Below are 23,409 nucleotides of genomic sequence, written 5' to 3'. Positions count from 1 at the left end.
AGGCATAAATTACCAGGTAAGGCTGTTTGCGCTGGCAGGAACATCGTTAATCACAATAGAGTCAAGCTGACCGTCTTTTATCTTAAAGATTCTGTCAGCCATTTTTGCTATTTCGTTGTTGTGTGTAACCATTACAACTGTAGTGCCTTCTTCTCTTACAATGCGTTCAAAAACGGACAGTACTTCAATGCTTGTGGAGTAATCAAGTGCTGCTGTTGGTTCATCAGCGAGAATCAGTTTTGGGTGTTTGCAGATGGCACGCGCTATTGACACACGCTGCTGCTGACCACCGCTTAACTGTGCAGGATAGTTACCTGCCCTCTCAGAAAGACCTACCACACGAATTGCCTCATCCGGTGACATTGAGTTTTCAGATAGAACGGATATGAATTCGACATTTTCCTTTGCAGTAAGGTTGGGCATGAGATGATAATCCTGAAAAACAAAGCCTATATAGTGCCTTCGATATTCGGTAAGCTCTTTGTTTGTAGGATGAGAATAATCTATGCCTTCGATTTTCAGCTCTCCGGTTGTCAGATGATCCATACCTCCGATTATGTTTAGAATAGTGGTCTTTCCGCAGCCACTTTCGCCCAGTATGACAACAAATTCATTCTCATATATTTCTAAAGAGATATTTTTTAATGCTTCAAGTTTTCCGTCACCGGAACCGAATTCTCTGGAGACGTTATTTAAACTGACTATGACTTTTTTTGTTTCTGACATAATTATCTCCAAAGCACAATAAGGATAATTTCCAATAGTTAATTTGAATATAACATGATTAGATTAAGAAACGCATTATGCCTGGGATATGTTTTATACATTTTAGAAAAATATAATAAATACTGCTGTAATCAGGAAAAAAACAGAAAATGATATTTCTTCAAAAATTCGATATTTTGTAAAAATGATATAAAGAATATCTGAAAAAAAAGGGAGGTCCACCGTTCTTAAGTTATTTTTATGTATAATCATTAATAAGTTGGGAGTTAGTATATGATCACACTGCTTAGTTTAGGGATCATAGCAATCGGCATACTAGCAATAAGGGCAAGAAGTATTAGCCGCACAGTAGGCACGATATGGATTGATCTTGAAATTGATGTCACAATTGCATACATAATTCTTATTTGGGCGTTGGAATTATATGAAGAATACATAGGATTTAGAAGCGATATTTCGTATGTTGCCAGTGAGACCATGCTGATAATTGCTTTAAATACCTATCTTCTTTGCGGTCTTAAGATAACCATAGGCCTTGCAAGGTACTGGGAAAAGGCACCGCTATTGTCAATCCTTCCCTATGCTCTTCAATTGATTTATCTTCTGATTCTTAATCCTATTAATCATATTGCGTATTTTAGTGATGTAAAGGGATTAGTCACACCGGAGAGGATAGTATTTATAGTTTTGTCAACTGCTCTTAGTGCCATATATGTGCTGGTTACTATTTATCTGGCATGGAGACACCTAAAACGACTTGGAAAAGTGGCTGCATCTGTTATCTCTGCTATGGTGATGGTAGTTTTTTTCATGCTTATAATGAACAACTGGATCATTGATTTTAAGTATATGGGGTCAGCATTTGCTGCAGCTGTTACATTTAATCTGGTTATGCTTTATCTTGTTGATAACCCTACCGATCCCAAAACTGGATTATATAACCAAAAGGCATTTTTCAGGGCAGTGGAAGAGGATCTTTTACTGAATCCTAATACTGATTATCAGCTTTGTCTTCTGGATATAAGGGATTTTCAGGATGTTAATGAGAGATTCGGATTTGAGCGTGGTGATGATATCTTGAAGCGCGTAGCTGCTGAAATGCGCAGGAAGTTTTCATGGGAGGTGGAGCTTGCATACCTGGGTGAGGACAACTTCGCAGGTCTGTTCCCAAATGGATCATATTGGATGCTTCAGGGGAGCCTGTCGCTTGATGAAATGTATCCTGGAGAACAGATAGATTATACGTTGTCACTGTATTCAGGGGTATATCCAGTAACTGACAGGAAAATGAATCCGCAGCTTATGTGCGACAGGGCTAAGTTCGCCATGAACGCCATAAGATACGAATATGATAAGCATGAGAAAGTATTTGATAATACATTAAATCATGCGTTTGAAATGCAGGCATATATGCTTCATAACTGTGATAAAGCCATTAACGATAAGAGCTTTATACCGTACTTTCAGCCTATCTATGATGCAAAGACGAAGAAAATATGCAGTGCGGAGGCTCTTGTAAGATGGAAGGATAAAAACTACGGACTTATAAGTCCGGGTGATTTCATACCACTGTTCGAGAGGAATGGCTTTATCAACAAACTTGATATCTATATTTGGGAAACTGTATGCATGCAGATTGCTGAGTGGAGAAAGGAGGGCATCCTTGTACCGCCGGTATCTGTAAATATATCAAGAAGAGATCTGCAGATGGAAAACCTGTATGAGATCATTCTTGATTTGATTAAGAAGTATCACCTGTCTCCCAATGATCTTAAGCTTGAGATTACGGAAAGCGCATTTGTGGCGGAAAATCAGAAGTTTTTCAATACAGTGGACTTACTTAAAGAGGTTGGTTTTAGAATACTTATGGATGATTTCGGAAGCGGTTATTCCAGCTTTAATACCTTCAAAAATGCACATGTTGATATATTGAAGGCAGATATGAAATTCATGGACGGAATAGGCTCATCTGAAAAGGGAAAGGTAGTTATAAACACTATTGTTGAAATGACCAAAAAGCTGGATATGCCAATAGTTGTAGAAGGTGTTGAGACTGAGGAACAATATGAGTATCTGAAGGCTATCGGGTGTGAGATGATACAGGGATTTTTCTTCTCAAGACCTGTTCCGGCTGAGACATTCAAAACACTGATAGAATAAGACAGGAATGAATTTGTTTATAGATGAGAAGATAAAAGGCGCCGCATTTCGCGACGCCTTAAACATTCTATTATTCAATTACCAGCTGATCCCATGTATCTGCAGGAACAAGTGCGATATAGGTTTTACCATTGTTGATCTCAAGCTCGTTAGCCTGTGAATCAAAGAACTGTGTCTTTACAAGCTCACCGGTCTTTGTCCAAACAATATCTGTTGCCTTACCGTTTGTGCAGTAGTAACCGGGCTGGTTGATATCAATACAGTTGTAGATAAGATAACCATGATCATCAAGCTGATTGAAGGTGCACTTCTGAAGAATTACATTCTTGAAGGAAAGAACAGCACCGTCTTCGCCATCCTTGTGAGGGTTACCATAATCATAATACTCATATTCCTTGGTATCAGGATTGTATACGAGCTTTGAGCTGTTGTGCTCAAAAGGAATGATATCTATAGTGTTAGCATCGATGCATTTAGCATAGCCTTTGTTCTCAAGGCTTATCTCATTACCCCAGGGAGTAAAGTTGAAGTGAGCATCCTTAACTCCGTCGGGAGTGAATTCATTATATGTTGTTGAGAAATTGCTGCCTGAGAAGTTATTCTCAAGATCGCCTGCAAGGATGTACTCTGTATATTCTCTCTTCTTACCGTTATCTACACGGGAGAATGTACCTGAGAAGTGGTTGTTACCCCATTCCTTGGCAAGATAGGGATCGATATGAACCTTGGGACCACCATCATGACAAAGTACAGCATTCCATTCTGCTGAAAGGATGATGTTTGTAGGTCTTGTACTTCTGATAGAACCAAGCTGCTTGATTGAACCCCAATCCTTCATAAGGCACATGAGACGGGTGATACGTCCGTTCTGTGTACTGTTCATCATTTCGTATACTACATCACACTCTGAAATACCAAAATGAGGAAGTGCGATTGATTCGTTATCAACCATTGCAGCGATAGGACGCTGATCCTTAAGTGACTCGCTGATAGGTTCACCTGTGAGCTCACTTCTATACATACCGGCAGGAATCTCTGCTGTAACAATTTCCGGTTCAGGTTCAGTCTCTTCAACAGGAGCTTCTTCAACAGTCTCCTCTGCAGGTTCCTCCTCCTGAATGGATTCCCAGGAGAGTCCTTCTGATGAATCTTCTGCAGGTGTCTCGGACTTACTACATCCTACGGCAGATGTGAGCATCATTGCTGTGAGCACGACGCTTACAATTCGTTTATTAAATTTCATAACATAATCCTCCTTAAAATGTGTTTTAAGACACACCTTCATTATTTTAACAGAAAAGAAGTATTTGAAAAAGCATATTTTCAAAAATGACAATTTTTGGGCAAAAGGCAGCATTATCCAATATGGTCATGAAAAGTCTCTTCGCTTGCGGTCAGCTGCTTCTATCAGCATTCTGAGTTCATCCTCATCCCTTGGTGTTCCATGGGAGTAACCACTGGTGTAATGAATCTGCTGATCAATATCCGGTACGCTTAAGGTCGCCATGTTTCTCTCCCAGATAGAAAGACGCTGAAGTGCATCACTCAGCTCAATGTCCTGAAGAATTATAAGGAATGAATCTGAACCATATCTGTAGGAATGACTGTCTGTGAGATGGGTTTTTATGCATTCACCCACCTGCTTAAGTATCAAATCACCGGCTTTTTGACCATGCTCGGCATTGATGCTCTTAAAATCTTCAAGATCAAGCATAACAACAATAATGTGATGATTCTGATATGAATTGAAATCGTCTCGAAGGGCGTAGCGGTTTTTCATGTCAGTGACATTGTCATGCACTGGAACGTTCTGAAGCATGTCATTCATTCGCTCTATTCGATGGATTCTTTCAAGCTCTGTGGCCTGCATTCTGTATTTGTTATATGATCCGATAATGGTCAGCATGGCAAACAGAGAGTAATTAAAAAGATTTACCTGCAATGCATGATCATAGGAATAGAGAAAAAGGTAAAAAATAATGTATGAGCCACCTATCACTACTGAACTGAGGGCAGGCGGCAGCAATATAAAATTAACAAGACAGACTATTGTTGAAAAGAAAGTAAATATCTGATGTCCTCTGGTATAGTTAAAGTATGATACGAACATGCCAAAGACTATAAGCAGGATAAAATAAGCGATGCAGACAAAACGATATGCCTTGTAAGGGCGGTTTGAAGATTTAAGCCCGTGATCACAAATAAGAAAAGTTGTGATGCTCACTGTTATTGCAAGCAGTGTAGAGGGCAGTACTCCCTTTGAAGACAGTATGATCCTGTTGAAAAAAATATAATAAAGCAAAATAAAAAATTCTATTATAGAGAAAACCAGTGAAATTTTACGGGTTGCCGCGATATTCAAGCGATATAAGCCATCCTTAATGGTTGAATGAATATACGGATTCATATAGTTCTTTATGATATCCGGGAATTTAGAAACAGTTGCCATTCTTTCCTACCTTCGTTAATATAATGATGTCGGGATTATAGTTTTGCCCGCACTTCATATTATTTTGATAACTCTAAAATACTTTATGAGTCTAAGAAATTATAACATGAATGTGCAAATATCAGAATAAAATTAAGCTAATAAGGAAACAGAGGAGTGAAGAATAGAAATGTTATATGAACTACTGATTAGCAGATTTACGCAGTTTCAGGCAGCTGCAATAGGAATGATAGTCGCATATGTGATTACATTTATCTCATTAAATATGCGATTTTCTTTTTTGCCCCAGGACCAGGGGAGAGCATTTGCAGTGAACGGAGCCCTTTCAAAGGGTAAGCTTAGAGGCGTGGGAATAGTCTTTGTTATCGACTTTATTCTGGCATCAATACTGTTTTTGCCGTTATCCTTTGAACTGATTATATATTTGGGACTGCTGTTTCTTATAATGCTGAGCGGATATCTTGATGATGCGTCTGATAAACCCTGGAACGAGTATAAAAAGGGTCTTATAGATTTTGTTATATCAGTTGCTACCATGGCTACATTTTTAGCTCATAACGACAGCACGATTCAATTTCTTGCATTTGAGCTTAAATTGCCATACCCTGTGTATTTCATACTGGGAGTCATTCTTATCTGGGTTGCGATCAATGTTACCAACTGTTCTGATGGTGTGGATGGATTATGTGGATCCCTTGTAATTGTAACCATAATGTCATTTGCAATAATGTTCTCTGAACCTCTCGGAAGTATGGCTACTGCAGGACAGCTTTTTTCAGCAGTACTTCTGGCATACCTTTACTTTAACTGCTCTCCAAGCTCCATGCTTATGGGAGATGCCGGTTCAAGAGCATTGGGATTCTTTATAGCTCTAATTGCCATGAAATCAGGACACCCTTTTGCATACCTGATGTTGTCTCTGGTTCTTATTATTGATGGTGGGCTGGGACTTTTAAAGATTTCGCTTATAAGATTCTTGAAATTGCATGTTATGACTAACCTGAGAACACCAATCCATGATCATATGAGGAAAAATCTGGAATGGTCAGACACTCAGGTAGTTATCAGATTTGTAATATTGCAGATAGTGATCTCAATACTTTTTGCAGCACTATAGTTAATTATCAGGACATTATATATAGTCTGTGAATAATGGACACGGTAGGTCTTATGTGAAAAACGCCTTTCTCGTTTGGAGAAAGACGTTTTTTGCTTTATAAATCTTTTTTATACCGGATATATTTTGTTTTTTAGGCGTTCTTCAAATTCCTCAAGGCTGAGTGGTTTATCATAGAAAAAGCCCTGCACATGGTCGCAGCCTACCCGCTGAAGAAGCGCTATCTGATCAGGTCTTTCCACACCTTCTGTGATGACCTCGATATCGAGCTCCTTTGCCATATTAATAATGTTCTTAAGGACGATTTCATCCCTGGTTGTCAAAATTTCATTATCGATGAAGGACTTGTCGATCTTTATGGTGGATACAGGAAGATCCCTTAAAATTCCCAGCGAGGAATAACCTGTACCAAAGTCATCGATGGAGCTGGCAATGTGCATGCCGTTTAGCTTGTTAAGGAAATCGGTAATAAGACCTTTCTCCTTCTGGGTAGCTGTTTCAGTGACTTCAATCTGTATATAGTCAAGGTCGATATTATATTTCTGGGTAATGGCCAGTATCTGATCTGCGAGCCTGTCATCAGAAAGATCACTTCTTGAGAAATTGACCGATACCGGAACAGGATCCAGACCTTTATCTATCCATTGGCGGATAGTACTGCAGACCTCTTCCATTACATATATATCGAGACCTATGGAGTAACTGTTCCTTTCCAGAACCGGAACAAATTCAGCAGGGTAAACGTATTCTCCATGATAAAACCAGCGGGAAAGGGCTTCGGCGCCAATAAGGGTATTGGTTTTAGTGTCAACCTTAGGCTGGTAGAAAACTTTGAATTCGTTGTTGGATAGTCCATCCTCAAAGCTGTCTTCTATCTGTTTTTCACGATAAACCTTGGTGCTCATTTCCTTTGTGACGAACAGGAAGGGCTCATTTGAAAGTGACCTTGCAACACTGCAGGCGATAGAGCTTCTTCCGATGGTCTGACCTGGATTCTTTAATGAATCATCTATATCGTAAACACCCGCAACTGCACTTATATAAACAGGAATCTTTTCACCGTTACGGATACCGAAAACTTCGGTTTTCTGCAAAAGAGCAAGGAAATCTCCCGTGCGCTCTTTGCGGATAAGCGCCACAAAATTATCACCTCCAAGGTGACCGATAATTTCATCATCGTTACAGAATTCCAATAAGGCCCTGGCATATCTTCTGATGATATTGTCTGTTTCTTCATTGCCAAAGCGTCTGTTTATAAGACCAAATCCTTTTAAATTAAAATAATAGGAGTTAAATCTATTAATATCACCGGAGATCATCTTCCTTGTGGCAAAGGAAATAAAGCCTCCTGAATTGGGAAGACCTGTAAGATACTGTGTAAGAGCACTCTTCTGAACAAGCTCCTCCAGGCGGAATCTGCCCATGTGAATAAGGAAAATGCGGATGGCTGAGAGCAGTAATTGTCTCTCATCTGCAGTCCAGTTCGTTTCGATGGGAGCGTATACATGGATGGAGATCATACCGTTTTCAAAGGTCCGTTGTGACTCCTCCAGCCACACGATCTCAGCACCTGAATCATTAGCTATATCGCCTGTGTAGACAGTTATATGCCTGACTTCACCGGTGGGGGTCTGTCTTGTTTCAGGTATATTTAAATCCAGGATAATCTGTGAAATATTAAAGGATGGCGCAAGCAAATCAAAGGCTTCTTCCGCAGCCTCGATAGTATTGTCTGTGTCTGATAAGATTTGGATAAATCTATTTAGAATATTATTTTCCATATACGCCCACTTAATATGAAATTAACGCGACCATTTCTATTGTCCTACAAAATGTTAATTAAAACAAGTAAGTATTTACAGGTTTCAGCCAGGCTTTAATAAATCGTCATTTTAGACAATTTAAAAGAAAATATTCGGCAAAGTGCTATAACACAAAATTATAAAAAATTGATAAAATATTAATTAACATTTTTGTAATTAACCAGATAGTAACCAAAAATCTCATGGGGGGAGAGTTATGGGTATAACTATCAGACAGTACTCATCGGTCGTGGTGACGATCAGTGAGCGCGAATCTGAAGCGGTCAAACTCGCGGTATCGAATCTGATACGCGATTTCAAACGTGTACTTCAAATTAATACAGAGGTCTATGATCCTGATTCACAGCAGATTCTTGTGGGTACGGTAGGAGTATGTCAGGATTTTGAGGAAGAGGATCTTGTGGGACTTTTCAGTTCCCATGGGAGGCGCAGAAAAGAGGCTTACGTTATAAGAGACAGAAGAGGACGCCTTGTTATAGCAGGATCGGACAGGAGGGGAACGGTTTTCGGAATCTATGAATTCTGCAGATCGGTTCTTGGCGTGTCTCCCTGGTACTTTATGGCAGATGTTCCGATCCATCCAAAGACGGAAATATCACTTCCTGATGATTATCATATTTCCGACCATCCGAGCATTGAATACAGGGGCATTTTCATAAATGATGAGGAAGAGCTGGATCACTGGGCACAGAGGTATCTGGGTGAGACAACTATAGGTATAAAAACCTATGAAAAGATATTCGAACTGATGCTGCGTCTTAAGATGAATTATCTTTGGCCTGCCATGCATGTCAACGCCTTCAATGCCAATCCCGAGAATGCGAAGCTTGCGGACAAGATGGGAATAGTTATCGGTACTTCCCACTGTGATATGCTTATGCGTAGCAATAATAAGGAGTGGAGACCATGGCTTGAAAAGAAGGGCTATGGCGGAATGCCTTACGATTTTTCCGCTTCTGAGAAGAGCCGTGACGCAATAATAGAATACTGGCAGGAAGCAGTTGAACAGACCAGGGACTATGAAGTAACCTACACCCTTGGAATGAGAGGGATAAATGATACTGAGTTTGAACCTGTAGCACTTACGGGGTTGAGAGGAGAAGAGCTTAAAAATGCAAAGATAGAGCTGCTTGAAGATGTTATAAAGGCACAGGAGCAGATTCTTGAGAGCACTTTGGACTACACTCCTATGAAGATTTTTGTACCCTACAAGGAGCTTCTTGAGCTATATGATGGCGGACTTACGATACCGGATGATTTTACTCTGATCTGGGTAAATGACAATTACGGCCATGTAAGGCGCTATCCAAATGAAAATGAGAAGAGAAGATCAGGTGGAAACGGGTTGTATTATCACAATTCCTACTGGGCACCGCCGGGTTCATCATATCTTTTCCTGTGCTCTATTCCGCTTTCCCAGACCAGGAATGAGTTAAAAAAAGCCTATGAGGAAGGTATCCGCAAACTTTGGGTCACTAATTTCGGTGCGATAAAGCCCCTTGAACAGCAGATGACCTATTATGCACAGCTTGCCTGGGATATCGGAAAAGCAGACACTATCTGTGCGGATGAAATAGACTTTCTGGCGAAGTGGATAGATGAAACCTTTAGTGGTCATCACGGGAAAAAACTGGCACCCATGCTGGTTGAATTTGATCAGCTTACCAATGTTCGAAAAGTTGAACAGATGGATGCTGACGCCTTTTCCCAGACAGCTTATACCGATGAAGCGGTAAGCAGAATCCACAGATATGAATATATGTTTAAGACCGGGAACAGGATTTATCATTCTTTGCCGGACAATGAGAAGGATGCATTTTTCCAGCTTATTCTTATGAAAATTCATGCAGCTTACTATACTTATGCCATGTATTACTACGCTGACAGAAGTAATCTTTGCATAAGACAGGGAAAAACCCACAGTGCCGCGGACTATACCACAAGATCTCTGGCCTTTGATCATGCAAGGCGAAGCATGCTTTATTTCTATAATCACATTATGGCTGACGGAAAGTGGGATGGCGTCATGACGCCTGAGGATTTCCCTCCGCCGAGAACAGCAATGCATCCTGCATGTAAGCCGCCTATAAGAAAATCAGAGGATCATCTTATAGTGACCTGTCAGAATGAGGAAAATGCTCTGACTTTTGTTAAACCTGTTGAAAAATGGTTTGAGATTGCAAATGCAGGTGAAAATGAAATTGTTGTGACGGTTGATCTGCCATCCTGGCTCAGAATAACAGATGAGAGCATGGTTGGCTTTGAAGGACACGGCGATATCAGGATAAGCGGGGAAGAAAGATTACTTCTTGAGGTTGACTGGAATCAGGTTTCGGATCTGACAGAGCTTTTGACAAAAAAGGGTGAGGTTAAAACAGATGATCCCGTTGTTTCCATAAAGGATTCAATCCATGTTATGGCGCTTATGACAGGGGAAAGTCATATCATTCCTGTTGAAGCAAAGCTCTTTAGGGGAATCACTCTTCTTGGACAGGGCAATATAGTATTTCCTCCGCATATGGAGGATGACGGAATGCTGAGGATCGAGGCGGACATGGTAAGAGATTTATCAGGTGCCTGGGTACGCATTCCAAACCTTGGAAGACAGAGGGGCTCACTTGTTGAAGCAAGGACAGAAGGTGCAACTCTTACCTATGAGGTTACTGTTACAAGCTCAGGAGCATTTTTATTAGAGCTTCACAGATTCCCTTCGCTTAATTCCAAGGGAAGGATAAGAATTGGAGTTTCAGTTGATGAGAATCCCGTAGAGGTTATTGAGACTGAGGCCAATGATGCCTATAAGGGCGAGTGGAAGAATAATGTAAGGAATAATGTGGATAAGCTTTATCTTCGTCTTCCAAACATTAAACCCGGATCCCACAGGATTATTTTCCATGCAGTTGATAAGTACTTCTCCTTTTCCAGATTTGTTATATATACAAGAGAGAGGCAGGAGAACACTCTTGGTATAAGAGGCGGAGATTTGAGACTTCCGTTAAGCTTTGATGCTGCAGGGTTCAGCTGGGATTTCTACGGAAAAGAAGCTTATGAGCTTCCACCAAGACCCGTATATTATGCCTTTAGAAAGCAAAAGGGTAATTGCCTTGAGATTGGCGAGCACATGGAGTTCTTATCACACTATGGTTCTCCTATGGCAGCGACAGAGATAGTCGGTCAGGGTGAACACATATCTGTGGAAAAGGATGGAAGAATATTCATAGAGGCTGCATCTGCACTTGCTGAATCGAGGATGGCCTACACGGAAGGAGAGGGCTGGGATTATTGTAATGCTCCTTCACACGGTGAGACAGGTCTTGCCATGTACATAAGGGATGAAAAGGCTCTTGAAAGATACAATGGAACAACCTGGGGAGGCATGAGTGCCATAAAGAAGGCACCTTCGCTTCACTATAATGTGGAAACCAGAGGCGGTACCTATAGAATATGGGGAAAGCTTCTTATGTGGGATGCAGATAAAGCCCACTTTACGATAGGTGTAGACGATAAGATATACTCTGAGAGAGATCTCTACGGAGGACAATCTGTCTGGAGATTTTCTGCAGAGAACATATGGCGATGGGTTCCTCTTATCGATGTAAAGCTTCGGGGAGGAAAGCATACACTAAGGTATTATGCTCTCTCGGCAGGTGTGCGCGTTGAGCAGTTTTACATGACATCAACGGATGAACTACCACCTGCCATGGTTTGAGCAGAGCACTTGACGAGGTATTTTCGAGTCTAGTGCGAGCCATGCAAGTCCACTTAGCAAGGTCCCATCGAGCTTAGTGGAGCTTGTTTGAGCAGAGCACTTGACGAGGTATTTTCGAGTCTAGTGCGAGCCATTCCTGGGTTAAAATTCAAGAATACTCAGGAAAGCCAGAGCAGAACCCTGTCCCCATGGATAATGACCGTAGGTCTGCCTGTGAACTGCGATGTCTTCGCATCCGCTTAAAGACTGTTTTACAGAGCCGTTTTCAGTGTGCTCAAGGAGAAAATTCCTGGCGCTGACAACGGCTTTTTCTATTTCAGTGGACAGCTCTTTTGCATGAGTGCGGAAGGCACCGCTCCTGAGCCAGTTGGCCATGGAGTAGGCGATCATTGCTGTTGCTGAGGTATCAGCCTCTCCGTCAATTGCAGGAAGAAGCCATGAAAATCCTCCGTCAGGTCTCTGGTAGGTGAGAATAGTCTTCATTAAGCTGTAGAAATCTGACATGAGCTTGTCTGAAGTCTGTTTAAGCAGAGAGTCACTTATGGGATTTTCACTTTCTTTGGACTGTTTTTGGATGTTTGAGAGTATCTCTGAGTATCCGAGCATCAGCCAGCCAACAGCCCGCCCCCAGCCTATGATTCCGAGTTTTTTACCTTCGGATAAAGAAAAGGCATGGTAGGGAAGTCCTGACCTTTCATCAAAACCGTTCTGGTGGAAATTGACAAGCTGCTTTGCAGCAAGAGAAAGAGCAGTCCTTTTGTGGGAAGCTGCTGCATATAAGGAGAGGAACATCGCAGATTGTCCGGCACCGTCAGCGTAGATAAGGTCATTTCCCTTTGAAGGGTTATAAATAATACTTTCCTCGGGATTCTTTTGACACTGTGAGAGGAAAGCTGCTATCTTGGCGGCTGCGTGCTGATAGCGCTTTTCATCAGTTTTTTCAAAAAGCTTTATCAGTGCTACTCCTGTCAGCGAATCATCCACATAGGAAACTTCTTCGCCCTGCTTTATCCATCTGTCCAGATAAGAGCGAAGAATGGTTATGGCGTTTTCCCTCACCGGTTCCGAGATAAGCTTTGAAGCAGAGTCTGATGGAGAAAGGGCAGCCTCTGAAAGTCCCAGCATCAAAAGACCTGCAGGCCAGAAAATGGGATCACGGTTTGAAGTTGCCCTGCCAAGGGCTTTTTTTGCCGCATCCTTTACCATATCCTTTGGGGTGTATTTGTTTATTTCCAACAGGTCAGCCTCAGCCACCCGCATCATCTGTTCAATTATTTCCTGAGTCATGCTTTTTTAAACCTTCTTAATACAATATTTTTCAGATAATCATATTCATCGGTTTTGTGATACAAAAACCAAAAGATTCCATTATATATAATGGTAACCAGGATAACCATGATTGCAAAGCCTGGAATAGTTATGTTTTTTAATACAAGTGTGCTTATAAAATACAAAAGGCATGTTATCGATAATTCGGTAAGTATGTATTTGATGCTGTCTAAGAAATAAGAGGCTGCATTTTTGTCAAAGCATACTTTGTAAATAATTATCGGTTTTGTGATATTGGCGATAAGACCTGATACTACGGTTCCGATGTAAATACCGGCAAGTCCGATTTTCTGTACCAGGACAATGGAAATCACAAGGTTTACAAAGCCCTGGATGAGTGCCAGGTATTTATCCTGTTCAAATACTCCGGCAGCAGTTTTGTAATTGGATAGTACAATTCTGTCACCCTTAAAATAGTAATCTGTGATGAGAAGATATACCGCGAATGTACCGAGCATCCAGGTGGGGCCGTGTCTTCTTACGATCCATAGATATATGAGGGGCTGCAGCAGAATGAAGAAACCACATGCAGAAAAACCGTAAACCCATGAAGCAAAGAAGCGGTATACCCTGAACAGGCGGTATTGCTTGTCCTTTGTCTCTGTGGCTATGAGGTTGCCAAAGCTGGATATTACTGAGTTGAAGATTATATTTACGAAATTTGCTATGGTTCCTGTAACAAGAGTGTAATTGTCCACAACGCCTGCAACGGCAACTTCGATAAAGGATGAGATTATAAGTGTGTCCGTCTGAAGTCTTGCCACATCTCCGACCTTGTGAAGAACCAGAGCTCTGGTCTTGCTCCAGACCTCTTTATGTTCCTCGGCAGTAAGAGGAGTGATATCTTTTTCTGTGAGATACGGGTATAATCTGTTAAGGTAGCTATTTACAAATATCTTCTGGATCAGCGAAACAGCCGCATCTGTCAGCAGGTAGAGATAGAAGTTTGGTATAAACAGCAGAATAAGGATCTGGAAAAATACGGTAACGATTTTCGTTATGGTATTGATATTTGTCTGTACGTAGTTCTTCTGCTCTGCGTTGACCAGACTGTATTTATATGAAACAAAGTAGGTGCTTACTGTATTAAAAAGGAAAATGAGATAATAAAAAGTAAGATCTCTAGTGGTAATATTTCCGGGATTCTTAGCCAGATATTTTAAAAACGGAGTAAGCAGAAGTCCTATTACCGCAACAACTATGGCTATGGTATGATAAGCCTTGCGGTACATCTGCATATATGACTTTACTTTTTCAGTATCGTGCCTTGCTATCGGAGCATAGAGACTGAAATTAAGAGCAGTTCCTATACCAAGTTCAGCCATTGACAGAAGTGATAGGATATTGCTATAGAGTGCGTTTACGCCAAGAAGTGTTTCGGCGAGTCTCTGAATAAAAATAGTGCGCAGAATGAATGACATCAGCGCAGTTGCCAGTTGACCTACATATCCAAATGTTATGTTTTTGGCAGCGAGCTTTGTTCTGCCCATAAATTGACCTCCGGAGCTTTTTTAACTATCATGTTATTATATCATCTTAAGGAGAATTTTTAGAAATGAAAGAAAAAAATGTAAATCTGAACGGTAAAACAGTGCTTATAACCGGTGCTGCCGGATTTATCGGCTCACATCTTGCAGCACGTCTGTTTGGTGAATTTAAGGATATAAAGGTTGTAGGCTTTGACAATGTTAACGACTATTATGATGTCAGATTAAAAGAGGAGAGACTTGAAAAGCTGTCTGCATATGAGAATTTCATATTTGTAAAAGGTGATATTTCAGATAAGGCAGCAGTCGATGAGGTTTTTGCAAAATATAAGCCTGCAGTTGTTGTAAACCTTGCTGCACAGGCTGGTGTACGCTATTCAATCGAGAATCCCGGAGCTTATATTGAAGCTAACGTGATCGGTTTCTATAACATTCTTGAAGCCTGCAGACACTCTGATCCCAAGGTAGAGCATCTTGTATATGCTTCCAGTTCAAGCGTTTACGGTGGTAATACAAAGCTTCCTTTCAGCACAAAGGACCAGGTGGATCATCCTCTTTCACTTTATGCTGCAACCAAGAAATCCAATGAGCTCTTTGCATATTCCTACAGTAACCTGTATGGAATGGCAACCACAGGTCTTAGATTCTTCACTGTTTACGGACCTATGGGAAGACCGGATATGGCGCTTTTCCTGTTTGCTGATAAGCTCCTTCGCGGTGAGACTATTCAGATCTTTAACTATGGTAACTGCAAGAGAGACTTCACATATGTTGATGATATAGTTACAGGTGTTGTCAATGTTATGCAGAGCACTCCCGACGAGGATGAGAAGGGTAACAGATACAAGGTTTACAACATCGGTAATCACAACCCTGAGAACCTTATGGATTTCGTTGATATTCTTCAGAAGGAACTGGTTGCTCACGGAGTACTTCCGGAGGACTTTGACTTTGAGGCACACAGAGAGCTCTTACCTATGCAGCCTGGTGACGTGGAGGCTACATTTGCCGATGTGGATGACCTTATGAGAGACTTTGACTTTAAGCCTGATACAGATTTAAGAGACGGTATCAGAAACTTCGTTGACTGGTATGCAGGATACGTTAAGCGCAGGGATAATAAATAATGGACAAAATTATGCAAAGCCGTATGGATCGCGGCTTCTTCAAACATCAGGAAGAATATGAGAAAAAGGCTCTGGAGGTTCTTCGCTCCGGCTGGTATATCCTTGGCAAAGAGGTAGAAAACTTTGAAAATGAGTTTGCAGCCTTTGTGGGGACAAAGTACAGTGTAGGTCTTGCAAGCGGGCTGGATGCTCTGTGGCTTGCTTTCAGAGTTCTGGGGATCGGTAAAGGTGATGAGGTTATAGTTCAGGGTAACACCTATATAGCCAGTGTTATGGGCATTACTATAAATGATGCAACCCCTGTTTTTGTTGAGCCTGATGAATATTACCAGATTGATACCTCAAAGATTGAGGAGAAAATCACAGACAGGACCAAGGCTATTCTTGTTGTACATCTCTATGGACAGGCAGCAGGGATGGACAAGGCTTTGGAGCTGTGCAAAAAATACAATTTAAAGCTGGTGGAAGACTGCGCTCAGTCTCACGGTGCCTGCTTTAACGGGAAAATGACCGGAAGCTTTGGGGATATAGGATGTTTTTCTTTTTATCCTTCAAAGAATATGGGAGCATTCGGTGATGCAGGTGCTATCACTACAAATGATGCTGAGCTTGCAAGACTTATGAAGATCTACCGCAATTACGGAAGTGAGAAGCGTTATTACAACATGGTAGTAGGCGCTAACTCCAGACTCGATGAGATGCAGGCAGGTCTATTAAGAGTAAGGCTCAAATATATTGAAGAGATAAACAATGAGAGGGCTGCCATTGCAAAAAGATATGACGAGGGTATTACCAATCCGATCGTTATAAAGCCTGCTGTTGCAGAAGGTGCCACAAGCGTATGGCATCAGTATGTGGTAAGGATAGCCGGAAGGCGTGATGAGTTTATGCAGTATCTTGCCGATAACAATGTGACTACCATTATCCATTATCCGATACCGCCGCATCTTTCCGAGGCATACAGATATCTCGGAATAGGAGAGGGTGCATTGCCGATAACTGAGAAGTATGCTAATGAGGTTCTCTCACTTCCGATATATACCGGGATGAAAGAGGATGAGCAGACTTATGTTATTGACCTGATAAATTCATTCAAATAAATCCTTATCGGAGCGACAAATGGAAAAAAAGATTAAGCTTAAAACCCTGAGAATAGTACTATTTTTAATAAATATTCTTTCTTTACTTCCGATATTGTACGTGTCAATGTATGGCGTACCGTCAGCGGATGATTTTAGCATGACGAATGAAGTCCATGATGCCTTTTTGTCATCGGGAGGGTTTTATGCTGTTGTTAAAGCAATATACATGTCCATATGGTATTACAATAACTGGACAGGTGTATATTTCAGCAACTTTATGACTGTTTTGGCTCCGCATGTTTTTGGAGAAAAATTCTATTTTCTTGGAACCTGGATCGTGCTTTTTATGTTCACTGTGGGGCTTTGGTATTTCCTAAGACAGCTCCTTATGGGAATCCTCAGAGTGGAGAAGCACCTTACAGGCTGCATTATCAGTATTATCTATTTTATTCTGATCCAGTGTTTACCTGAAGGCTCTGCCAGAGTGGAGAGCCTTTTCTGGTACAGCGGGGCTGTCAACTATTTGTTTATGTTTGGTCTCGCTCTTCTGTGGCTGGGATTCATTCTAAAGATTTCCGGTGTATTATCATTTAAAGGATATAAGATTTCTGCTCTTTCGGTAATCGGATTTTTACTGGGCGGCGCCAATTATATGACTGCACTTAGCCTTGGGATAATATCTGCATGTATCCTATTGATAGCTCTTATAACATACTTCACGGAAAAGGCACCTATTGAAAAGCAGATAGAATACAGAAAACATCTTTTGGTAAGGGTGGCTGAAAAACTGACAGAGCTTAAAGTTTGTGTCATCCCATCATCATTCATGCTTTTGGGTCTTTTTCTTTCAATGATCGCTCCCGGTAATCATAAGAGATCTGCTGAGGCTGCTTTTAATCCCATAAAAGCAATACTTATGGCAATATACTACACAGTGGATGCAATGCTTGGAAAATGGCTGACCTGGCCTGTTGTGATACTGATAGCATTTCTTGTACCGTTTTTGTGGAAGGCTACAGGAAGAATAAAGCGTTTCTACGGATTTGATCATCCGGTATTGTTTATTTCCTTTTCATTCCTGCTCACAGCGGCAAGCATTACGCCGCCGATATATGCCACAGGAAGTATAGAAGCAGGAAGAATCCAGGCTCTGTTTTATATGCAGGGAATGCTTTTACTGATATTATCCATAGGCTACATGTGTGGCTGGATAAGATATGTTATAAAGCCGGCTAAGCTTATAGATACGGATGATATTGAAAAAAGAAAGCCAAAGGATTTTCTTGAGGATGCATTCCTTGGACAGTATGCATCTAAGGTTGTCCTGGTTGTAGCAGCGGCATTTATTGTATGTACTGCCCTGGCAGTAAGACCTGAGCCTGCGATACTTACGTCATCAGAAGCAATAGCGGATATTCGAGGTGGAGCAAAGATTTATAAACAGGAATTTGAGGAGAGACTAAATCTCTTACTGGATGAGAAAACTGAAAAGGTTGATCTTTCATCATATTCCGTAAGACCGGGCCTATTATTCTTTTCAGATATAACTACAGATGAGAAGGACTGGCTTAACAAGTCACTGGCTGAATATTATCATAAGAAAAGTGTGGTTCTTAAATAACAGGAGCCACTTAAGGGGGAGGATTTTTGAAAACTGAAGGAACAAATAAAAAGGAACTCAATAATTCCGGTATAACCGGTTTTGATAAATGGATAATTGATATAGTTACGAACAATCTGGAGAAGATTGCAATATTTGCAATTGTCCTTATAGCAGTTTTGATCAGGATGAAGCTTATACCTGAGACAGAGCTTTCACCGGATTATAAGAGCTATTATCTGCCCTGGGTAGAGGCTTACAGAGAGTATGGTTTCATAGGAGGCCTTTCAAAGGACATTGGTGATTATTATGTTCCCTTTAATGTCATGTATGCCATATGCTCACTTTTTCCCTGTGAGCCATATCTTCCGATCGCTCTGTTTTCCCTTTCGGCTGAGCTTGTCAGCGCGTTCTTCATAAGAAAAATGCTCCTTCTCATTTTTGATGAGAGAGGTGTCGAGAGAAGGATTGCCGTAAGAATCAGTGATTTTTCAGCTGCACTTACCCTGCTTCTTCCCTTTGTTATCTGGAACGGAGCGTTGTGGAAACAGTGTGATGCAATTTACGTAGTATTTCTTGTAATAGCTTTGTATTATGTACTTAAGGACAATTACACGAAAGCTTTCATTTTCCTTGCGATTTCATTTAGCTTTAAGCTTCAGGCGGTGTTCTTTCTACCTCTTTTTCTGGTACTCTATTTTGTAAAAAAGAGGTACAGTATTTTAAATTTCCTATGGATTCCTGTTATGTATCTGATAATGGGGCTTCCCTGTGTTTTGAGCAGAAGAGGGCTTAGAGCCACATATCTGGCATATCTTTTCCAGACTCAGGAAGTGGCAACTGAAGGATACGGCATGGTGTCCTATTATCCTAATTTTTATAATTTCGGGCTGGATGCCTTTGATGAGATACTAACGCTGCCGGCAGTTCTTATGACGGTTGCGGTGCTTGGAGTATTTGCGGTATATGCTATTCGCCATGCTTCTTTTTTTGATATAAAGGAAAATGTATTATACTTTGGCCTGTTTATGGCTTGGAGCTGCTGCATGTTTTTACCGGGGATGCACGAGAGATATGATTATGCGATCGTCCTTCTCATGACAGCATTTTGCCTTGGGGTTAAGAGAGAGAAATTGTGGATTGCAGCCATCATGAATATTACTTCCATGCTGGTGTATATAATGGTGCTCTTTAAGGAGGAAGTGTTCTCTATAACAATTCTGTCAGCTATTGCAGTAGTCCTTTATGCCATTACTGCTTTTGATATTGTAAAGAGGATTGGAGCTGGATCCCATGAATAAGCATCTTCGAAGACTTTCAATGATCTTTTTTATTCCATTTACTTTATTGAATGCAGTGATACTTCTTTCAGGGACCTTTACCACTGTGTATTATGATGTGGGGCAGGAGGCGGATCTTCCCAGATTTGGGACGCAAAATTATTCGGAATTACTGGTAGGAATTCTTGCATTTGCACTCATGGCTCTACTGGCAGTTAAAATTGTAAAAAAGCGCATGCTGCCACTTGCACTTATACTTGAAGCAGTTGTCTGTCTTATTATCATTTTTTCATCAAAAGCCGTGGCAGTAACAGACGGACTTATGCTGGATAATGTCATCAACGAATTCAATGCAGGGGATTACCATAGCCTCAGTAAAGGTGGCTACATGTTTATATATCCCTTTCAGCTGGGATATGTGGCTATCGGGCAGATAATAGGTAACCTGTTCGGACCAGGCAATTATACAGTATTTCAGCTGATAAATATGATAGCGATACTGTTTACGGTGTACCTTCTTCACCTGATAACCCGGGAGCTGTTTGAAAACGACGAGGTCTGTGCGATATTTGATGTGCTTTCTCTGTTCATGTTTTTCTTTTTTACCTATGTGACCTTTGTATACAACGATGTCTGGTCTGTGACGCCGGGAGTTGCTGCTATTTATTTTGAAATCCGCTATTTAAAGGGAAAAGCGGTCAAAGATGAGATACTTGCAGCACTGTTTTTAGGTCTTGGATGTTTTTTGAAAACAAATCTGTATATAGCTTTAATTGCCATGGTGATCCTGCTGATTGTGCATTTTGTGCAGGAGATTCTTGATAATGAAGAGCAAAAGAAGAGGACTGTTTTCTTTAATCTTGTATTCTGTATTATTCTATGCATCATGGCTATATATCCGCTTAAGCTTTTAGGGAATGTATATGCTGCAAAGGCAGACCTTGAGGCGTATCCGGAGGGCGTACCGAGCTCAACCTATTTTGCCATGGCTATGCAGGAGGGGGAAGGAGAGTGGGGCTGGTACAACGGCTTTAACAGAAATACCTATGATGAATGTGATTATGACAGAGAGCTTACTGATGAAAAAGCAAAGCTTGCCATAGCTGAAAGAATTGCTGAGTTTAAGGAAAGACCGCTTCATGCGGCGAGATTTTATGCAAGAAAATTCTTAAGTCAGTGGGCGGATCCTACATTTGTATCTGTCAGAAATTTTGAGTTGTCGATGAGACATTCAGATTCTACATCTTCATTTGCAAGGTCAATGGTAGATGGGATATGGTCGAAGATTTTTCAGGGAATAATGGATGTGGCCCACTTCATTGTGTATTTTGGAGTGGTGGTTTATTGCATATTAACCTTGAAGAAAAAGAGCTTTACACTTTGGCAGGCGCTGCCGATACTGTTTGTTTTTGGGGGAATGATTTTCCATGAAATATGGGAAGGTTCGTCCAGATATATAATAAGATATTATCTGATGCTCCTTCCCTTTGCAGCTTACGGCCTTTTTGAAATTACAAAAAAATCACCAAAATAGTTTATACTTAGTGCCTCGGGATCATAACCCGGGGCATTTTTTATTGTATCAGCCTGAGTCTTATGAAGGATAAAAGTATTACCTTCATCCAGATAAGAGACTACATTCTCCGCAAAGTCTTCCGGCAGTCCAAATCTGAAATTGGTAAAGGAATCTGCAATGCGAAATTCTGCAGTCGGATCCTTGTAATGGACTGTCTTGATAAAATCAGTGGGCGACGTTTTGGTGTAATAAAGTGCGATCATAAATGGGGCAGATACGTGTTCGTAGGTTGAGTAGATAATTGAATCATCCTTAGTTATATTATCTGCATAGGCACAGGCTTCTCCGTATCCGGGCATGTAGGCATCTCTGCTTAGACGATTAAAGTCAGTAAAGTAAGTCCTGCTGAATAAAATTGCGCTAATAAGAAAAACAGCGGGAGCAATTGCTTTTCCAAATATGGCAAGATAATGAATAAATTTGTTTGGTGTGTTTTTTTCAAGAGTGACAAATTCATTAACTATAAAAATGTACCCACGCGCCAGATAGTAAATCACTGGAATAAAGATCATCACCATTCTTGTTATATCTTCTTCAACGAATAAACCAAAGATAAATGAAGGGATGAAAAGGCTTGCAATTACCTGATCAATAAATTCACCATTTCTTAATCTGAGTATACTTAAAAACATTCCAAGTAGTGTAACAGGGAATGTAAAAGCCAGAAGCGGAGGAAATCCCGGGATATAATTAAGAATCTGTTCTGCGGAGGAACCGATTGACAGATTTTTAATTATAACCAGAAGGTTCTGCAGCACTGACAATAGCATCCCTGAACCGGAAACAAATATGCTCCTTTTGGCTGTGAATTTTGTTATTGTAAACAGAGGCGTTGTAATCTGTGGAAGATTAAGTGCATTGACCACGTAAAAAATCAGCAGAGGCGAAGAAAAAATAAGGAATACCACAACGCCTGTTGTTACCTGAAGTCTGGTCATGCGATGTCTTTTTGTAAATATTACGCACATGATAACCAGATGGACAGGAATGATGATTGTAGCTGCGCCATAGCTGTAAAGCGTAAGTGAATAGAATAAAGCGGAAAAAGCAAAAAGCAGAGTTGCCTGCGTATCAGAAGCACTTAGGGATTGACGTTTTTTCCTGTCTTTACGCTTAAATAATGTTCCAATGTTCTCGAAGGAGGTAGCTTCTTTTTGCGCTTTGCCTCCGAGAACGAAAAGAAAGAGAGCAGTAAGTACAAAAAACGGTGCGGTATTGCTGTCAAGGCTCCATCTTGAGAGCATGATATGCCATGGACTAAGGGAAATTATGCACAGATACACAATTGGGAGCCACAGATATTCACCTGATATATACTGAAGAGTAAGCCTTTCACTACTGTCGGAAAATGATTCACTGCTGAGTTTTTTTATAAGGAAAAATGAAATAATAAGTGTAGCTGCACCAAGAACAGCCGGCAAGGCCCTTAGAGTCACGGGGCTTGAACCAAACAGAAAGGTTGTGATGGCGTTAATATAGATCATAAGCGGGCTTCCGCCACCTGAACCGTAAGTGATCGGATAAACAGGATATCTGTTGCCGTCACGGTCAATTCCGAAAACAGAAAGGATGTAAGCCTCATAGCCTATGGATGCTTCGTCCTGATGAAGACCCAAAGGAATCTGTGTGAGCTTATAAATTCGGAGTGCAGTACCAATAATAATAAGGGCTGCAGGTAAAAAAAACGTATATATTTTATTGAAGGTGACATTTGATAGATTTATCTGGGAAAATGAGCCACGGTCATTTTTACTATACAGATACAAAGCTAAAGCAATGATCCCAAAATAGATAATGAGTGATACCGCATTTAAAGTTAGCATAAACTATTTTCCGCCTTGTAGATTGCAATTATTGTTCGAATGTTGATGACTTCTTGAATTTCCTCAGGTATTCAGAAAGCCATACTTGTGTATTAATTATAGGAAACGTACAGATAAGAGT

At 40.8% G+C, this 23,409-nt stretch carries 15 protein-coding genes; 8 read left to right on the top strand and 7 right to left on the bottom strand.

The window, feature by feature from the left end; genetic code table 11:
• Positions 1-9: 9 nt before the first annotated feature.
• Positions 10-726, bottom strand: a complete 717-nt coding sequence (locus G622_RS0103345; protein WP_026509504.1) for an ABC transporter ATP-binding protein — start codon at positions 724-726, stop codon at positions 10-12.
• A 273-nt stretch (positions 727-999) separates the two neighbouring features.
• Here G622_RS0103345 and G622_RS0103340 point away from each other — a divergent pair, with 273 nt between their 5' ends.
• Complete coding sequence (locus G622_RS0103340; protein WP_026509503.1) at positions 1,000-2,886, top strand: putative bifunctional diguanylate cyclase/phosphodiesterase; 1,887 nt, start codon at positions 1,000-1,002, stop codon at positions 2,884-2,886.
• 70 nt (positions 2,887-2,956) lie between these two features.
• Here the strand turns inward: G622_RS0103340 and G622_RS0103335 are convergent, their stop codons facing one another.
• Both G622_RS0103335 and G622_RS0103330 read right to left on the bottom strand, forming a co-directional pair.
• On the bottom strand, positions 2,957-4,129 hold the full coding sequence (locus G622_RS0103335; RefSeq protein ID WP_081675159.1) for a DUF3048 domain-containing protein: 1,173 nt from the start codon (positions 4,127-4,129) through the stop codon (positions 2,957-2,959).
• A 126-nt stretch (positions 4,130-4,255) separates the two neighbouring features.
• Positions 4,256-5,335 (bottom strand): GGDEF domain-containing protein, encoded by a 1,080-nt coding sequence (locus G622_RS0103330; protein ID WP_026509501.1) that lies wholly within the window; start codon positions 5,333-5,335, stop codon positions 4,256-4,258.
• Positions 5,336-5,504: 169 nt separating this feature from the next.
• Between G622_RS0103330 and G622_RS0103325 the strand changes: the two genes are divergently transcribed.
• Positions 5,505-6,452, top strand: coding sequence for a phospho-N-acetylmuramoyl-pentapeptide-transferase (locus G622_RS0103325; RefSeq protein ID WP_044957040.1), 948 nt, complete (start codon positions 5,505-5,507; stop codon positions 6,450-6,452).
• Between the two features lie 110 nt (positions 6,453-6,562).
• Here the strand turns inward: G622_RS0103325 and G622_RS0103320 are convergent, their stop codons facing one another.
• The gene (locus tag G622_RS0103320; RefSeq protein WP_026509499.1) at positions 6,563-8,233 is read right to left on the bottom strand and encodes a putative bifunctional diguanylate cyclase/phosphodiesterase; all 1,671 of its coding nucleotides are present in this window, start codon (positions 8,231-8,233) and stop codon (positions 6,563-6,565) included.
• Positions 8,234-8,471: 238 nt separating this feature from the next.
• Between G622_RS0103320 and G622_RS0103315 the strand changes: the two genes are divergently transcribed.
• Complete coding sequence (locus G622_RS0103315; protein WP_026509498.1) at positions 8,472-11,984, top strand: glycosyl hydrolase 115 family protein; 3,513 nt, start codon at positions 8,472-8,474, stop codon at positions 11,982-11,984.
• Between the two features lie 141 nt (positions 11,985-12,125).
• Here G622_RS0103315 and G622_RS0103310 read toward each other — a convergent pair whose 3' ends face one another.
• Together G622_RS0103310 and G622_RS0103305 are read right to left on the bottom strand one after the other, a co-directional pair.
• The gene (locus G622_RS0103310; protein WP_026509497.1) at positions 12,126-13,271 is read right to left on the bottom strand and encodes a glycoside hydrolase family 88 protein; all 1,146 of its coding nucleotides are present in this window, start codon (positions 13,269-13,271) and stop codon (positions 12,126-12,128) included.
• Positions 13,268-14,803, bottom strand: a complete 1,536-nt coding sequence (locus G622_RS0103305) for a lipopolysaccharide biosynthesis protein (protein WP_026509496.1) — start codon at positions 14,801-14,803, stop codon at positions 13,268-13,270. Before G622_RS0103305 ends, G622_RS0103310 begins: the two co-directional genes overlap by 4 nt.
• Positions 14,804-14,868: 65 nt before the next feature.
• On the opposite strand from G622_RS0103305, the gene G622_RS0103300 reads away from it, so the two are divergent.
• From G622_RS0103300 to G622_RS0103280, 5 genes are read left to right on the top strand one after another with little or no spacing between them, the layout of a single operon-like run.
• Positions 14,869-15,927 carry an NAD-dependent epimerase/dehydratase family protein gene (locus G622_RS0103300; protein ID WP_026509495.1) on the top strand — a complete coding sequence of 353 codons (1,059 nt, stop codon included), beginning with the start codon at positions 14,869-14,871 and terminating at the stop codon, positions 15,925-15,927.
• On the top strand, positions 15,927-17,027 hold the full coding sequence (locus G622_RS0103295; RefSeq protein ID WP_026509494.1) for a DegT/DnrJ/EryC1/StrS family aminotransferase: 1,101 nt from the start codon (positions 15,927-15,929) through the stop codon (positions 17,025-17,027). Before G622_RS0103300 ends, G622_RS0103295 begins: the two co-directional genes overlap by 1 nt.
• Positions 17,028-17,046: 19 nt before the next feature.
• A complete protein-coding gene (locus G622_RS0103290; RefSeq protein ID WP_026509493.1) occupies positions 17,047-18,630 on the top strand; it encodes a DUF6056 family protein in 1,584 nt (527 codons plus the stop codon).
• Positions 18,631-18,656: 26 nt separating this feature from the next.
• Entirely contained in the window at positions 18,657-19,910 is a 1,254-nt protein-coding gene (locus G622_RS0103285) for a hypothetical protein (RefSeq protein ID WP_026509492.1), read from the top strand.
• Positions 19,903-21,423: a phospholipid carrier-dependent glycosyltransferase gene (locus G622_RS0103280; protein WP_026509491.1), complete on the top strand. Its 1,521-nt coding sequence runs from the start codon at positions 19,903-19,905 to the stop codon at positions 21,421-21,423. The genes G622_RS0103285 and G622_RS0103280 overlap by 8 nt, the downstream gene beginning before the upstream one ends.
• Here G622_RS0103280 and G622_RS0103275 read toward each other — a convergent pair.
• Positions 21,384-23,288 carry a hypothetical protein gene (locus tag G622_RS0103275; RefSeq protein ID WP_026509490.1) on the bottom strand — a complete coding sequence of 635 codons (1,905 nt, stop codon included), beginning with the start codon at positions 23,286-23,288 and terminating at the stop codon, positions 21,384-21,386. The two genes, G622_RS0103280 and G622_RS0103275, sit on opposite strands and share 40 nt — an antisense overlap.
• Between the last annotated feature and the right edge of the window lie 121 nt (positions 23,289-23,409).

The organism is Butyrivibrio sp. LC3010 (assembly GCF_000424385.1).
Classification (GTDB): Bacteria; Bacillota; Clostridia; order Lachnospirales; family Lachnospiraceae; genus Butyrivibrio.
Note: the sequence above shows the minus strand (reverse complement) of the source record. Positions and strands in the feature narration are given on the sequence as shown.